General features: G+C 40.0%; 9 protein-coding genes. 5 read left to right on the top strand and 4 right to left on the bottom strand.

Annotated elements, in window-relative coordinates:
- Nucleotide 1: 1 nt before the first annotated feature.
- Nucleotides 2–10,060 carry a non-ribosomal peptide synthetase/type I polyketide synthase gene (locus H5180_RS01900; protein WP_182757577.1) on the bottom strand — a complete coding sequence of 3,353 codons (10,059 nt, stop codon included), beginning with the start codon at nucleotides 10,058–10,060 and terminating at the stop codon, nucleotides 2–4.
- Nucleotides 10,061–11,098: 1,038 nt separating this feature from the next.
- On the opposite strand from H5180_RS01900, the gene H5180_RS23420 reads away from it, so the two are divergent.
- Together H5180_RS23420 and H5180_RS23415 are read left to right on the top strand one after the other, a co-directional pair.
- Nucleotides 11,099–11,893 (top strand): hypothetical protein, encoded by a 795-nt coding sequence (locus H5180_RS23420; protein WP_220493019.1) that lies wholly within the window; start codon nucleotides 11,099–11,101, stop codon nucleotides 11,891–11,893.
- Nucleotides 11,894–11,905: 12 nt separating this feature from the next.
- Nucleotides 11,906–12,328, top strand: a complete 423-nt coding sequence (locus tag H5180_RS23415; RefSeq protein ID WP_261375504.1) for a GGDEF domain-containing protein — start codon at nucleotides 11,906–11,908, stop codon at nucleotides 12,326–12,328.
- An 82-nt stretch (nucleotides 12,329–12,410) separates the two neighbouring features.
- Here the strand turns inward: H5180_RS23415 and H5180_RS01890 are convergent, their stop codons facing one another.
- Together H5180_RS01890 and H5180_RS01885 are read right to left on the bottom strand one after the other, a co-directional pair.
- Nucleotides 12,411–13,238: a phytanoyl-CoA dioxygenase family protein gene (locus H5180_RS01890; RefSeq protein WP_182757576.1), complete on the bottom strand. Its 828-nt coding sequence runs from the start codon at nucleotides 13,236–13,238 to the stop codon at nucleotides 12,411–12,413.
- Between the two features lie 115 nt (nucleotides 13,239–13,353).
- The gene (locus H5180_RS01885) at nucleotides 13,354–14,247 is read right to left on the bottom strand and encodes a LysR family transcriptional regulator (protein ID WP_145233038.1); all 894 of its coding nucleotides are present in this window, start codon (nucleotides 14,245–14,247) and stop codon (nucleotides 13,354–13,356) included.
- Between the two features lie 91 nt (nucleotides 14,248–14,338).
- Here H5180_RS01885 and H5180_RS01880 point away from each other — a divergent pair, with 91 nt between their 5' ends.
- From H5180_RS01880 to H5180_RS01870, 3 genes are all read left to right on the top strand, one after another.
- Nucleotides 14,339–15,262 (top strand): DMT family transporter, encoded by a 924-nt coding sequence (locus tag H5180_RS01880; protein WP_145233037.1) that lies wholly within the window; start codon nucleotides 14,339–14,341, stop codon nucleotides 15,260–15,262.
- Nucleotides 15,263–15,430: 168 nt separating this feature from the next.
- Entirely contained in the window at nucleotides 15,431–15,676 is a 246-nt protein-coding gene (locus H5180_RS01875; RefSeq protein ID WP_145233036.1) for a hypothetical protein, read from the top strand.
- 538 nt (nucleotides 15,677–16,214) lie between these two features.
- Nucleotides 16,215–16,760, top strand: a complete 546-nt coding sequence (locus H5180_RS01870) for a PPC domain-containing protein (RefSeq protein ID WP_182757575.1) — start codon at nucleotides 16,215–16,217, stop codon at nucleotides 16,758–16,760.
- A 251-nt stretch (nucleotides 16,761–17,011) separates the two neighbouring features.
- Here the strand turns inward: H5180_RS01870 and H5180_RS01865 are convergent, their stop codons facing one another.
- On the bottom strand, nucleotides 17,012–17,419 hold the full coding sequence (locus H5180_RS01865; protein ID WP_145233033.1) for a hypothetical protein: 408 nt from the start codon (nucleotides 17,417–17,419) through the stop codon (nucleotides 17,012–17,014).
- Nucleotides 17,420–17,533 lie beyond the last annotated feature (114 nt).

Below are 17,533 nucleotides of genomic sequence, written 5' to 3'. Positions count from 1 at the left end.
GTTACAAGTCCATTTCAGTCATGCTGCTATCATCAAGGGCTTTACTAATATCACGGCCGCTCACTATATCGCTCACAACAGTAACCTGAGGCTGACTTTGCTCGGTACTTGCTGCTCGCGCTGATAATAAATCGTCAATTCGTAGCGCTAATTGCGCCACGCTAGGGTAGTCAAAAATATCGCCGACCGTCACCCGTACTTTAAATTGCAGATTAATTCGTGACACAAGCTGCATAGCGAGTACAGAGTTACCACCACAATCAAAGAAACTTTCTTGGGTACCTAACACTGCAACCTTAAGTAATGCTAAATAATGTTGCAGTAAGCTCGTTTCAGTCGCGCAGCTGGGGGCAATACGTACTATTGCCGATTGCATAGCCGCAGTCGGAAGCGGTAATGCTTTCGTGTCTAATTTTCCATTTGGTGTGGTTGGCCACTGCGTTAACCAACAGATTGATTCTGGCACCATATAACTTGGCAATGATTGTGATAGCACACGACGTAATTCACTCACACTCCAAACACTTTCCAAACTGTCGTCCTCAAGGCTATAAGCACATAAACTCGGCTGGTCGTGATTGTTTGGTTTGATAAAAACACGTACATCTTGGTGCGCAAATAACAAGCGCAGGTGGTGTTCAATTTCACTTAATTCAATACGATGCCCGTTTAGTTTAACTTGTTGATCTAACCGCCCTTGTAGTTCAATACGGCCATCGAGTAAACGCCTTGCACGGTCGCCAGTTTTATACAAACGCTGATGCGATTGACCATTAAAAACATGACTAACAAAACGTTCAGCTGTGAGTGCTGGTTGCTGTAAGTAGCCAGTCGCTAATCCTAAACCACCGATCCATAACTCCCCCCACACGCCAATAGGTAGAGGTAAACATGGACTTTGTGCATCCTCAGCCATAACATACAAGCTCGTATTAGCAATTGCTGAACCTATCGTAATATCATCACTGTGCTGAATATGGCTAATTGCAGACCAAATGGTGGTTTCGGTTGGACCATACATATTCCATAAATCCCCCTGCTGCGACAGCACCGCCTGAGCAAGTGCTGGATCAAGCGGTTCGCCACCACACAAGACCTTGATACCAGCTAAACAATCAGGTGCTGCATTTATTATTAATCGCCATAACGTCGGAGTCGCTTGCATAATAGACACTGGGAAATGTGCTATTAGATCGGTAATTGCATATGGGTCACTGCATGTTTGCTCACTCGCAAGCAGTACATTAGCCCCAACAATTAAGGGCGAAAACAGCTCTAACATCGCGATATCAAATGCAATAGTGGTAACTGCCAACAAGCAATCGGTTGGCTCTATTCCAGGCTGTACCGTCATAGCGAGCAACAGGTTTTGCAGCCCTTGGTGATTAATTTCCACACCTTTAGGTTGCCCCGTTGAGCCCGATGTATATATAACATAAGCGCTTGATAAAGGAGCAATAACGCGATCTGGATTACTGCTTTGCAAGCCTGTAAGTACCACAGTATCAATATCTAATACGGGCAATTTGTTGCTCGCAATAATTGGGCTACTATCACTAAAACTGTCACACAACAGTAAATCAGCTTGTGCATCAGCCAGAATATATTCAATGCGTGCTTGCGGAAAAGTAATATCGAGTGGCAAAAATGCAGCCCCCGTTTTTAATACCGCTAATAAGCTAATAATCAGCTCCGCACGCCTTGGTAGTGCAATTGCGACTAAGCTGCCGACCCCAATACCTTGCTCAATAAGATAATGAGCAAAGGTATTTACTCGTTGATTTAACTGTGAATAGTTAAGGCTTTGGCCATCACAGGTAATAGCAATATTGTCAGGGTATTGAGTCGCAGCATATTCAAATGAAACGATACAAGAATCGACAAAAAGTTGTTTATCAACACGCTCACATTGTTCAGTAACCAGTGTCGCTATTTGTAAATCATCTAACAATGAACAGTTCGCACTGTTTAGTTCGTCTGTCCCAACAGCGTTGCTAAACAACCCTATCAACCCAGATAACCAATGATTTACCTGTTCATATGTAAATTTATCTTGTTGATATTCAAGGGTGAGTGACCAACTGTTAGCAAACTGAGTTAAGTTACAACTTAATTGGAATTGGCTATAACAGGTGTTGCTTGGCATGGTATTTAATTGCAATTCAGTAAATGCCGGTAAGGCAGTAACTTTATCTAAATTAAATAAAGTATTAGGTAAATTAAGCGATTCATTTGCTAACGCTGAATAAGGGAAATGTTGATGTTCAAATGCAGTTAATAATTCAGATTGCACTGTTTTGATTAACTCTCGAACACTGCTGATGTTTGTAACATCAATGCAAATTGGTAAAATATTCGTGCAATACCCGACTAATTCGCTATCGGAAGATTCTGCGCTATCAGCTTGAGGGAGTAATTGTCGATCAGAGCAAGGGATCCCAACGGTGATCATTGACTGCTGGCTAAGCTTACTTAACCACGCTATATATAACCCCAATAAAGTGGCAAATTGACCGCAGCCCTGCTGTTTAGCCAGATCAGCAATATTTCCTTTGGTGTGCTCATTAAGTTCAACAGTCAATACCGATACTGCATAGTTCGTTGTCGTTGCAATCGCAGTGTTTGTTGGTAGTTGCAACGGCATACTTGGCGCTAGTTGTGCCAACCAAAATGCCTTATCTTGCTGGTAATTAGCAGACTCTTTATAGTGGTCAAGTGCTTTAACATATGCACTAAAGTCTACCGGTGCTGCCAACGTCTCTGTTGTGGTGTTGTTATAGTGTTGGGCAACTTTACTCAAAATAATCTGCAACGATACGCCATCACAGAGTAAATGATGCGTAACCACACTTAAGTAAGCAGTATTATCATTTTCTCTTAGTAGCGCAAAGCGACATGCAACTTCATTATTAAAATCAAAAGCATGGTAACGTAACTCCTGCAACTGAGTTGCTACAGCGATATTATTATCTGAGTGTTGTAGATTAATAACTAACAATTGAGGACGATGCTCAGCCACTAACCTATGGCAAAGCGTATCGCTATCAATTGCATACTGTAAAATAGTGCACTCGCGTACTGTTTTATCAACTGCGGTAACTAAGCGACTTATATCTAACTGACCTGTTAATTTAAGTACGGCTTGTAAGTGATACGCAAAAGCCCCCTCAGGTGACTTTGATGCTAAGGCAAGTAATTGCTGCTGCGCCTCGGTCAATGGAAATGTCGCCGCTAAGGTGGCCAAGCTCATCTTATCATCACGCTCACTACCAAAATAACCTGCCGCCTTTAAGCTCAAGGCACTGTCTTTAACTGCGGTAATAATGATCTCTATATCTGCATCTGTATGTGCTGCTGATAAAAAGCAGTTACGTCCTTCCCAAATAAAGATGCCACGATTAAGCATTTCATAAAAAAACATATCTAGATTTTGGCTAAATCTAAAACGAAATAAAGAGCTAAAAGCTTCAATTTGAATTGGGATCATTGCATCAGCAAAAAAGCGATTAAGGGTTGTTTTCAGATAATTGGTTTTATCACTTAGCCTTTGTTGTAACTGTGGTCCTTGGCGTTTAATTTCGCTTAAAACCGCTTTTGCACTGGCCATTGCCATTGGGTGTTTACAAAATGTTCCAGCAAAAAAAGTCGTATCTGCCTGTGGATAAGACTGATCACCATATTGCCATACACCACCATCAATACCGTCTAAGTAATCGGCACTGCCGGCAACAACTCCGATTGGCAACCCTCCACCAACAATTTTGCCATAGGTTGCCATATCAGCTTGGATCCCCACTAATCCCTGTACGCCGCCTGGATGAGCGCGAAACCCGGTGATCATCTCATCAAAAATCAGTGCTATTCCATGCTCTGTGGTTATTGCTCTGAGCTCTTTTAAAAATTCCCACGGTTGTATTGCTGGGTATCTGCTTTGAACCGGTTCAACCAATACCGCAGCAATTGTATGTGCATTTACACGAATAATTTCCAGCGCTTGCGCGCTACCGTAATCTAATACTAAGTTGTCATTAACTGCGCCTTGGCGAACACCTGCGCACATAGGCTCGATGTCTCCTTGGCCCACAGAGTGCGCCAAAGTACCATCATAATGACCATGGTATGCCCCACTAAACTGCACAATTTTGTCACGTTTTGTATAATTGCGTGCTAAGCGCAGTGCGGTCATGACCGCCTCGGTGCCTGAATTACAAAACGTCACACGCGCCAAACCAGTTAATTCGCTGATCAAAGCAGCCACTTCACACGCTAAAGGACTGGCTAAGCCTAATTGAATACCTTGATCTACTTGTTGCGCTAAAGCATCAGTCACAAATTCGGCTTTATGGCCAAATAAATTAACTCCAAAATCCATTGTAATATCAATGTATTCATTGCCGTCTATATCCCATAATCTGGCTTGCTCGCAGTGGTCTGCATAAATCGGATAAAGCATTTCCTTGCTTGATAACCTAAACCCCGCTGAGGCTCTGCAATCAGCTAAGTTGCCACGATGTTGAGCAACCAGCTTTTTCGATGCGCTGGTTTTTGCGCAATAATCAGCTTTTAGTTGTTCAAAATGCTGCTGCATAGCGGGTGACTGATGCTGCATGTGTAATTGTCTACTTTGCGATGCAGGAAGTTCTGTGGCGCGCTTATTTACGGGCATTGCAACTGTTTTTACTTGCTGCTGAGGCATATTGTCTGGCGTTACACTTGCCGAGGAGGTTATAGCACTGCCCTGTAGAAAACGTAATTGTTGCGCTGTCACCGCGGCAATGCTTTGACGGCCAAAATCATTAGTTACACTCGCGGCAGCTTGCAGCTGCTGCTGGCAAATTGCCATGATAGTCTGTTGATCAAACCCCATATTGGCTGAAGAAGTTGTTGTATCAGAGTACGAAGGGTTATTCTGCTCTATAATTGCAATATCCGAGGTTAACTGGGCATCTTCAGTGTGTGGGTAAAAGTCACTATGTTGCGCAATATAATCCAATAAACTATCCACTGTGCTTAGTTCTTCGTAAAACTGGCGTACGCTAAACTCTAAGCCAAATTCTCTTTCATAGGTGCGTACGGCTTGCATTATCATTAATGAATCAACCCCCATTTCAAGTAAGGGAACATTCGTTTTTATAGCATCAACTGGTAATGATAATAAATTTGCAAGATTAGAGAGTACGATGTCACGAATAAGCTCAGTTCGTGCAACAACTTGGTTTATGTTTGTTACCGATTTATTGGCCTGCATATTTTCCTGCATTGCAGTACTTTTTAGCGCTGGTTGCTTTGCTGTTGGCACTATCCAATGTGCATTTTTTGCAAACGGATAAGCGGGTAATGGCTGTTTTTGAATATTTATTTGTGGATAAATATGCGCCCAATTTAGCTCAATGCCTAGTTCAAAAATACGCCCTAAACTGGTTACTAAACGTGTTTTATCAGCACCTTGACTGTGCAATATAGGTAAATATTCAGCATCTAAATGGGGCAAGTTTTCTTGCAATAACACCATCAAAACAGGTTTTGGTCCAACTTCTACCGCGCACAAATGCTCACGTTTATCTAACTCGCTCACGCATAAATCAATGCGAACAGGTTTAGTGATCTGCTCGATCCAGTATTGAGGTGTTGCTAAGGCGTCAGTTTCTAGCTGGCCAGTCACCGACGACAACAAGGGATAACAAGGTTTTCTATAGTTTACTTGCGCTGCTATAGCAGCAAAATCATCAAGCATCGGATCCATAAGTGGTGAATGAAAAGCACGTGCTGTGTTGAGCTGTTTAATCGTCAGATTTTGTTCTTTTAATAACTCAATGGCAATCTCAAGCGCTGAGTTTTCGCCTGAGAACACCACGCCAGAAGCACCATGATAGGCTGAAATTGCAATTTGAGTCTTGCCATTATCATGGCATTTTGTAATGACTTGCTGGGCAACTTGCTCACTACAACGCACTGCAAACATGCCCCCATTATCAGCAAGTTCATGCATGAGTTGGCCACGCGCAGCTATCAATAAAATAGCATCAGCTAACGAAAACACCTGAGCAATGCATGCCGCTGCATACTCCCCAACACTGTGACCTAATAACAGCTTAGGAGTGGCGCCAAAGTGGATCATTAATTTGGCCGTAGCATACTCAACCGCAAATAAGCCGACTTGAGTCCAGTTAGTTTGTTCTAAAAACTGTTTATGGCTTTGCTGATACAGAACCGTTAGCAATGACTCGCCGAGTCTATCGCCAAGTAAATGAGCACATTCATCAATCGCGTTTTTAAATACAATTTGCGTATCATACAATTGTTTTGCCATTGCAGGATATTGCGAGCCCTGACCAGTAAATAGCATTACTAACTCATAATTTGTCGCAGCTTTATCATTTTCAGCCGCACTTAAATGCGAGGTTGTATTTAAGCCACGCATCGCACGTAATAAACCTGCACGATCTTCGCCGCATACGGCACGTTTTGCTTCTTTAAACTTAGTCAGATGTGCTGCTGTGTAGATCAGCGCATCAAATTCATTATCAGATAAACTCTTTAATCTCGTTTCATAACGCGTCAGTAAATTGGCTAACGCATCTGGAGTTTTAGCTGATAACGGTAACAGATAAAATCCCGTTTGCGAGGCTAAATCAATGGTATCGACCGCACGTTGAGGTGCACTCGCACAGATAATATGTGCATTGGTGCCACCAAAACCAAACGAGCTAACACCAGCAATACAACCATTGTCTGAACCAACAGGCCACGGCTGTAAATCACGATTAATTTTTAACGCAATTTTATGCCAAGCAATGTGTTTGTTAAGCTCTTTAGCATGAGCTTGGCCGGGTATTTTTTTATGCTGCATGCATAACATGGTTTTGATCACACCAGCAATGCCTGCACCCGATTCCAAATGGCCAATATTCGCTTTCACAGCGCCCACAGTAAGTGGCTCAGCTAAGCTTGTTTGTGGCCTATATACTTTACTCAGCGCCGATACTTCTATTGGATCACCAAGCTCTGTACCAGTGCCATGGGCTTCAACATATTGCACGTCATCTGCTGCAATTTGTGCATTAGCTAACGCCGACTTAATAACACTTTGCTGTGACAAGCCATTAGGTGCTGTAATGCCATTACTGCGGCCATCTTGATTGACTGCACTGCCTTTTAGTACCCCGTAAATAGGGTCGTTATCCTGTACTGCCTGCGCTAACGACTTTAATAATAAACATCCCACCCCTTCACTTCGTACATAGCCATCTGCAGAGTCTGAAAACGTTTTACAACGGCCATCTTTTGCAAGCATTTGCGCGTTTTCACAGGCGTTCGTTACCTCATCACTGAGGATCAAATTCACCCCGCCCACCAGAGCTTGGGCTATTTCACCACTGTGAATACTTTGCATGGCTAAATGCAATGCAACTAACGAAGATGAGCATGCTGTATCAACTGCAACACTTGGCCCGCTGAAGTTGTAATAATACGATAACCGATTAGCCGCAATACTCAGCGCAGTACCAGTACCTAAATAAGCATTTTGCTTTTCATATTGCTGAGAAAGTAAGAAGTAATCATTTTGCGAGATACCAATATAAACCCCTACTTTTGCACCCGATAATTGCATCGGCGCATAACCTGCGGCTTCAATGGCATGGTAACTGGTTTCTAGCAACAATCGATGCTGAGGATCTATATGCTTAGCTTCGGTTGGAGAAATACCAAATAAATTTGCATCAAATTGTTCAATGCCACTGATGTAACCACCTAAACGGGTATTATCCAAATGTGGGCATAACATGCCGCGACTTTCGTTTGGCAGTCCAATTGCATCTTGTTGGTTACATAATAGCTGCCAAAACGCCTCTATACTTTCAGCTTCAGGGTAACGACATGCCATCCCTATGATGGCAATGTCTTTGTCCGTGGAGTCCCTTAGAGACGGAGCAGCTTCATTTAGTGTGGGTATAGCCGCGGGCATAGTGACTGTATTTGATGATATAGCAGCGGTTCGGATCGCAGCAAATTGCCATAAATAATTAGCAAGCTTTGAAATAGATGGATAGTCATATAAAACTGTCGGCTCTAACTCAATATCATGCAATTCCATTAACTCACCCGAAATACGCACCGCCTTCATTGAATCAACCCCTAAAGATTGAAATGAAGCATCAACAGCAAGTGATTGCGGGTCCACATCAACTTCCTGTGCAACGACGCTTTGCAACAAGCTAAGTAAATTTGCATGTTGTTCATCTTCAAGTGCACAGTGGCTACTGAATATATCTGCTGATTGTGGCTCAAACGTTTCGCTCTCAAAAGAACCACGCAATTGATAAAGTGGCGTTAGCTGCTGCGCTAAGTAATGACGTTTGTTTTCTTGACGTTGAATTTTTCCGCTAGATGTTTTTAATACTCGCCCAGGTTTTATCAGTACAACATCATAGGGCGTAATACCATGCTGCTCTGTAATCGCTTGGATCACATCTTTACATATCGCTTCAGGATCAAGTTTACGAACCGCAGTACGTTTTACTTGTTGCACAATGACAAGTCGCTCTTGCTGTTCGCACATTATTGAAAATGCCGCACCACCGTTATTATCAAGTGCAGCATTTGCGTTACTTACCGTCAATTCAATATCTTGTGGGTAATAATTTTTACCGCGAAAAATTAATACATCTTTAGAGCGCCCAGTGACGAACAACTCATCGCGATATACAAAGCCTAAGTCGCCAGTGCGTAAGTATGGGCCATCGTTATTATCAACATAGGCCTGAAATATTTCTTTTGTTAATGCGGCTTTTCCCCAATAACCTTGTGCAACACTTGCACCTTTGATCCAAATTTCGCCGGTTTCGCCATCAGCACAGCGTTTATTAGTGTCAGTATTAACAATGGCCATTGTATGGTTGTGCCACGTAATGCCACACGACACCGCATAATAAGGCGAGTTATCGGATGATGTGTGTAAATCACAAAATGAATCATCATCGCCATGTGTTACGTTTGTTACTTTACCTGTTTGTAATTCTGCAGTGATAAGACATAACACAGTTGGCGAGTGTGATAATTTACCACCGCTTGCAAATAAAGTTGTTTCCGCCATACCATAACAAGGAGAAATACTGTCACGGCGAAAACCACACCCTTTAAATTTCTCTACAAAGCGCTCCAACGTCGTCGCTCGAACGGGCTCCGCACCATTTAATGCAGAGCGCCAATGTGATAAATCGAGGTTTTTTAAATCAGTATCTTTAACCGTATCAACACATAAATCATAAGCAAAGTTAGGCGCACTAGAGGTTACAGCTTTAGTATCACTTAACAGTTTGAGCCAGCGATACGGCTTTTGTAAAAAGTAAGTCGGATTCATCAAAGCCGCTGGTGCACCAATATAGATCGGATGCAAAATACCAAAAATAAGACCCATATCATGAAAGTGCGGTAACCAGCTGACAATACCGGTGCTGTGATCATGACCAAAGGCTTGCTTCATCATTTCTTGATTATCGAGAATATTGGCTTGGCTAACCATTACCCCTTTTGGCTCACCCGTTGAGCCAGATGTATATTGTAGAAAGGCTAATTCGTCAGCTGCTACTTCGCAGTGCTGAAAATCTAAAGTATCAATTTGATAAGTGGGTTCAGCGTCAGTGGTAAAAATAGCTAAATCAGCCAATAAAGGCTCAGCTTCAAATAATGGACGTGCTATTTCATTAATTTTTTCTGTGGTCAGTGCACCTTTCGCACCAGCATCAACAACAATAGTTCTTAAACGGTCAATATTTTGATTCTTTTTTGGAGGATAGACAGGAACAGCAACAATGCCAGCGTACAGACACGCAAAAAATGCCTCCACAAATTCAAAACCAGAATTAAATAGCAATAGCGCCCTATCCCCTTGCGAAAAATGCTCCTGCAAGTGCCGAGCAATTTGCTTAGCACGTTCATCTAACTGTGCATAAGTGAGTGTTTTACAAGGTTGCTGATCGTCATAAAAATATTGATATGCAGTATCACTACCACGCGTGTTAGCTAATTTAACTAACCTAGCCGCTAAATTTATATTCATTCCATGACCTATTTTGGTTTGCGGCTCACTGCAACACCAAAGCCAAAATAAAGCTCTGCACTTCTACAGCTTGGTTGCCTCAGTGTATAAACCACTAAAATTGAAATATAATCAATTACATAGACTCATAACATTATTTAACGATTGCACATATTGTAATCCGCACAATATAAATAACGTATTGAAACTTAAAGGTAAACTAACCGCTAAAACCACCAGCTGCGCTAATCAACTGCACCTTAATTTTGCAATAACTTTCATTTAAAATTTGGTATATAAATACCAATAAATAAACTTACTGTGATAAAAATAATTAATATTGCGACCATGAGAGTAGTACAAAAAAACTAGACCAACATTAATAAAGCTAATAATTTACAAGTTAATACCAAAAACCATCCTAAAGGCGTGTTTATTAATTAACCTCTATGCTAAGGCTCATGTTACCTGATCAAACCCTATAGAAATATTACAAAACATTACGTTTTGTTAAAAAATAATTAACCAAAAAGTGATGATTGATTTAAGGCAATAATTAGCTTTATTAGTAAATTCACTTTACCTACTTAAGCTATTTTCAGCATTTCCTGTATGAGTCTTATCGGGGTCTTCAAGTTACGTGACTAAATACACAAAAGCTAAATGTGATGCAAAGATGACCGACTTTAGCTACTGACAAACGTTCTACTCATTTAGTGCTAGTATTCCCTCACAAGGCACGCCTGCAATATTACGAACTCAATCGTCAAGTAAGTACACGGTTGATCAACTGCACATCATCTCTATTAAATAAAGTATCTAATAACTTTGATTAATCTGTCCTAAGGTTAGTCAATTAATGCTTGCTGTGGTCAGACTTAATAAGCTAGATTACGCGCTTTTTAAACTATACTTGAGGGACTATTAAGCAGTGAGAAACTTTATGTCGGTATTCAACTGGTACAATGCGTCAATAAAGCAAAAAATTGGTGGATTATTTGTTTTTTTATTAACGTTTTTGTTTTTTCGGCCTATAAAGTAAATCAAATAGAACGTGAAATGCGCGTAGTGGCTTTTCTGGATATTCCGTTAAGTCAGTTAATGCAACAAGTGGAGTTCATAGAGCTTGAACAACACCTGCAATTTGAGCAATTTCAACTAAAAAACCAAATGGGTGATAAGCCGCTCAACCCACATCAACAATTTGCTTTTGAAAAACAAAAAATAAAACAATTGCTCGATAAAGCGGTAGCAATGATTAATCACTCATTAGCATTAAAAGAAGTCATATTACAGCCTGAAGCACATCAAAAAGTGGCCACCACAATTGAAAACTATACGCAAAAAAGTGACGAGTTCGAAAACTATTTAGAAAATGTTTACCAACAGAATCAACTTACTGAGCAAGCGCGGTTGCAAGTCGAAACAATGGCAACTGAGCTAGAAAGTGCAGAAAAACAAATAATAGCGCAATTAAATAAATTAACCTCTGATGATGCGTATTACACAGATCAGCACGAAAAAGACTTTCTATTTGTCAGCAGCTTACTCGGTATATGCGCCATCATCCTCGGCTTGCTGTTAACGACCTTTATTATTCAAATTATTTTACGTCGTATTCAACGCATCCAATCTAATATCGAAACATTAAACTCTTCTGTTGAACACCATGAGTTACCTTTGGAACTTCAGAAAAAGATCAAAACTAAAGATGAGCTTGCAGCATTAGAACACGATATAAAAATTGTTATATCTCGTTTGAATCAGGAAATGACTAGCCGTGAGGAAATTGAAAAACAATTAATAATATTAGCAACCCAAGATCGCTTAACAGGTGTATTTAACCGACACTAGTGGGAAGAACAAATAGAAAACCAGATCAATATGGCAGCACGAAGCGAATATCTATTTGCTTTAATAATATTGGATATTGATCACTTTAAACAAGTTAATGACCAATATGGCCACCAAATAGGTGATAAGTTATTAAAACATCTAGCTACACAATTACAGCAACAAATACATGCCATGGATATGCTGTTTCGTATCGGTGGCGAAGAGTTTGCTATTATCTCTCCTATTCAAGATAAGCAACACGCCCACCAACTTGCAGAGCGATTACGAGTGTATATTAGCGAATTAGATGAAGTGAGCTTACCTAAAGTGACCGCAAGCTTTGGGGTAACATGTTATCAGGCAGATGACTCGAGTTCAGTTATTTTTAATCGCGCAGATAAAGCACTCTATGAGGCAAAAGCACAAGGTCGTAATTGTATCGTAGTCGCTTAACTTGTATTGGCTGTATTAGTTCAGAGCAAATTTATATATTTAGGGTGGATTTACACACATGTAAATATCTATGTTGATACTGTTAACTGGCAAACTCAATACAATATTCCGCCGGCTCTATTCGTACTTGAGTTACATACAAATCATTGGGTAGCTGCACATTATTAGGCATATCAGCTGAATTAAGCGCGTTGAGGTTAGCCATTAACGCTTGCCGCTTTTCGATCCACTCACTAGGAAAGCACGGATTATCAATAAAATGTGATACTGCTCTGAACTCAAAATAGATCGTTCTACGTATAGCTGAACCTTTCTGTCTTCCTGATGCATGAACCGTGTTTACATGGTGAATTACCACATCACCTGCATTGGCCGTAATATCCACACTTTGTAATTGTGCAATGGATAGCTGGCGCTTTAAATCACACACACTTGCTTGGCTACAATGAGACTGCGGGATCACTGTTAACGCCCCTTGCTGCGCTATTGCATCATCTAAATACACCCCCACGGTAAAAATAGGCTCTTGAGTTCTCACCGCCATATCGCGGTGCCAATCAAATCCGCGTGCATCTAATGAATTTTTTATCACAAGTGACTCATAGCTAGGTAAAACAGCTTCGCCGATAATCGCTTCAACGTAACTCATTAGTTCGGTTTGCGCTAGCAGTTGAGCAAATTGTGGCTGAAATTGAAAAAGCTCATTAACGCGATAAACAAAAGGCTCATCTGCAGTTTGCATAACAGCAATATTATCAAATGGTAAAACGGCTACATAGCGTGACTGTGCTTGAGCAACCAACTCATCACAAAGGTGCTGCAGTTTTGAGATTACACTTGGTTTAAGTACTTGTTTAATTTGTACAAAACCCTGCTGCTTAAACCGTTCAACCACTAGATTGGTTTGCATATTTAATATCTCCTTTTAATATACAGGCACTAAAATTTGTAGTCCGGCGCTATTAATAACTAAACAGGCTGTATTTCACTTGCCCAACAGTTCAGAAAAATAATAAAAAAGCATACTAACCTTGCTCAAATCTAGCTAGCACATATTCGATGAATAATCTGACGCGCAATGGTAAATGGTCACGATCCCGATATAACATAAATAAAGTGCGTGCCTTGCTTTGCCAATCAGGCAAAACATGCTGAAGCTCACCTTGAGCTATCATTGGTAATGCATAATAGTCAGGAATATAACCAATCCCCAAGCCTTTTTTAACCGCGTGTGTGAGCATTTGAATTTCATCAAGCTCTAAACGAATGCCCTTACTGGGTTGAAAATCATAAGCGTCATCATTTTGTTTATTTACTAATTGCCAAATAGACATCGGCTGGCAAATCACAGCGCTTTTTGCACATAAATCAGTGGGATGCTTAACACTGTCGGCCACCGTCTGCGAATTACTGCACAAAATAAAGTGAATATCTTTAAGTGGCCTCGCAATCCAATTATCAACCACCGTATTACCCACCCTAAACACCACATCCATTGCTTGCGCTTCAATATCAATTAAAGTATTCGAGAGCCTAATATCTAGTTGGATCTCAGGATATTGCAGTAAAAAATCATAAAAAATATCCCTTAAAAATTGCGAGCCGGCATTAATAGGTGCACTGATTATGATCTTACCTTTCGGTTGATTCTTCTCGATATGAAGATCATCATTAATTCCATCTAACTCAGCAAACAATGCACTCGAACGTTGGTAATACAGCTCCCCCATATGGGTCAGCGATACGCGATGAGCATCACGGTTTAACAATCTAAGCTGTAAATCATCTTCAAGTTGTCGAATACGACGGCTCAATGTTGATAAAGGCACTGATAAAGCCAGTGCAGCATCTTTAAAACTTTTTAAATGAGCAACAATACAAAAATAGCGTAAATCGTCTAGTGAATATCTATATTTCATTTTTGGAATCTACTCTCTTATTTTTGCTTGTTTATCCACATTATGGAAAGTAATACACTTGCCGCAACTTTTCAACATCTCTGGATTGCTGATGAACTTCTCAGCCAACACAAAAGCTATTTTACTCCTGTTATTATGTGCATTTTTTTGGGGAAGTTGTTTTCCTATTGGTAAACATGCATTAAATCAAGTACACGCACTGACTTTAGTATTTTGGCGCTTTAGTATTGCCGCAATCTGCTTGGCTATCTACTTAAAAATAATTAACAGTACAAAACCAAGTTTAACGTTCAACCAATGGGCTTGGGTGATTATTGTTAGTGCTGTTGGCGTAGGTGGCTTAAACCTCGGTTTATTTACCGGGCTGGAACATACCAGTGCCGCAAACGGCTCGTTAATAATGGCGCTGAGCCCACTTGCAACCTCATTAATAAGCTCAGTTGCAAAGCGCTCAATGCCTACTGCAGCACAATGTTTTAGCTTAATCGTTAGCCTATCAGGTGTATTATTAGTTATCACCAATGGCGACTTAGCCGTGCTTTTGAATATGCAAATCAATGCCGGCGACAAAATGATCTTTTTAGGTATGTTAGCTTGGAGTTCATACACTTACTTTAGCCAAGGTATCAATCAGTACATGCCTGTATTGCCTTATACTTTTGTTAGTATGCTAAGTGGTGCAACAATCATTGGCTTAATGTGTTTAGTGACCGCCAATGTACACCCGCTTAGCGAACTCAGTAATAGCTCAATGGTAGGTATTATCGATGTTATTTATATTGGCTTATTTGGAACTGTTGCCGGCTATCTTCTGTGGCTTAATGGCATACGCCAACTTGGCTCAGCGAATGCGTCGTTATTTTTTAACTTCGTTCCGGTATTTGCCATGTTAACAGCATTTTTGATGGGCCAACCAATTACAGAACTACAATTAATTGGCATTATTGTTGTGATCATCGGCTTATTAATGCCACGAATTGTTACCCCAAAACGCATTCCTGAACCTTGTAAATAACAAGTAATACAGCACCAGCTCATGATATAGCGATGGGTTAACTGCAACTCTATCGCTATTTAACCGCGTATTATTTTAGGATCAACAGGTAGTGTGGCAGTTACTCTTTAAATAGAAAGAGTTACAATAATGCATTAGCAGCACACATAAACACCAAGGAGCAAAAAAATGAAAAATAACGACACCTTTAAAACTATCGCCACCTTAATTTTTAAGCAGCTTTATCAGCAGTTTCCAACACCAGTCAATTTAGATCCGAAAGCTATTATAGAAAGTGCATCAGCAGAGCAAATCGAATCAGTTAAAGGCACAATTGCGTTTCTTAACTACGAAGGCTATATTTTTGCTACCCCAAGCGCGACTTTTTTATTAACTGAAAAAGGCTTTGATCACGCTTTATGTCCAAAGTTTTAAATATTAAATCAATACATTAGCCTATGTTAATTAAGATTAATCACAACCAACACTATATAAATAGTACTCACTAAAAATATCATTACGACGACCAAATAGACTTCTAATAACTTTTATTACCTTGAGGTGAAACTCTTTGGCTGGACTATTAATAGTTAAAAAACCTTCAGTAAAAAACACGTTTAGTTATATTTAGCTCACTAAACGTGTTTAAAAACATAAAAACGCACACTTACATTTACACTAAATTTACAAAGTAAAAACATTAAACACACATGCGTAACCAGCTCATTTATTGTTAACCATCACATTTTTGTTTTCAACTGGATAACAAACAAGTTTTTTTATTGACTTTATTGCACTTATTGGGGGTTCTAAATATTTCACGCAATTTATTGGCATTGATTAAAATTCACTCTAGATTTTGCTTTAGCAATTGGGTACTGATTATTTGCCAAGATTTTTATGAATCAAACATGTAATTAATCATTAGTTTTACATCAAACAGTCGGTAAATTAACTATGGTAGGAAATAAAGATGAAAAAATGTAAATATGCAGCATTAATTGCAATTGCCATCTATGGCCAACACAGTATTGCTGAAGTCGATGAACTGACTATTATGCAACATACCAATCAAGCAGCAAAAAAAACGACAATCGGTGCACAAGCCGATACTCATTTAAAACTCTCTAAGCAATTTGTAAATATTCAAAGCCAAGTAATCAGCCATACAATCAGTCATCCCGGTGCTGATTATAAAAACAGTACACCACCGACGGGAGATAGCACAATTATTACCTCTCGCGCCTATGGATTTCCCGGTTTTTGGCAACGATACAGCTATCTGGTTCCTACAGGAAAAACATCTGTAACAATAAGTACAGCAGGCAGCCAAGGAGATATAAGCCTATATGTAAATGCAGATGGTGCAGTCACGCAAACAAAGTATGATTGCCAGTCAAAAAATCCCGGCAGCAACGAAAGCTGTACTTTAGCTGTTAACGCTGGTCAATCGTTACAAATCGGGTTACTAGGGATAGTCAGTTATGACTGGGTTAAACTAGTCGCTACTGCACAGTAAAATAACATTACTCCCCTTGTACAAAGCACTTCAGCGCCCTCTGAAGTGTTTTTATTTTTTACTAGTTTAGATAAAGCCCCACTCTACAACTTAAAATTTAATATATTTAGTACAGCTAAACTGAGGCCAGTAAATACGTAAATAAATAAGTGAATTTTACGGTTGGCTCAGAAGATAAACACTTTAAAAAAACAAAAAACCACGTTGGCTTAGCCTAACGTGGTTTTGTCTTTAATCGTTTATAAAAACTATTATAGAGAAAGGTACTCTTTAGCGCGCGTCAGGTTATGAGAAACCATTTCGCTATCAGCGATTTGTGCCGCTTCGTATAAATCAGAAAGACCAGCCGTATCATTGTTTGCCATCATACGTGACACACCACGGTTGCTTAATGCAAATGACGTTAGCTCGCGAACTTTCATACGTGGACCATTACTTTGCTTTAGTAATGCAATTGCTTTGGTACAAATTTCATCTGCTTGTGCATAATTTTTTGATTTCACATTTAATGCGCAGTTATTAAATGATTGTTCAACTGGCTGAGACGCTGCCGCATTATCAATAATCATTAATTTGTAATCACTTTGATCAGCCATAACAGCCGCTGAGCAAGTAAATAATGAGCCAAGTGCGATGGTTTTGATTAGTGTAAGTTTCATGATTATATTCCTATTTGGTTACGTCGTATCTGTTGCCGACAACTGAACTTTAGAGTGTTGGCTCAATTTCGACAAACGATAAAACTAAATCCGATAGGTGAAGAAAATTAACTT

The sequence above is a fragment of the Pseudoalteromonas sp. SR41-4 genome, assembly GCF_014163985.1.
Classification (GTDB): Bacteria; Pseudomonadota; Gammaproteobacteria; order Enterobacterales; family Alteromonadaceae; genus Pseudoalteromonas; species Pseudoalteromonas rhizosphaerae.
Note: the sequence above shows the minus strand (reverse complement) of the source record. Positions and strands in the feature narration are given on the sequence as shown.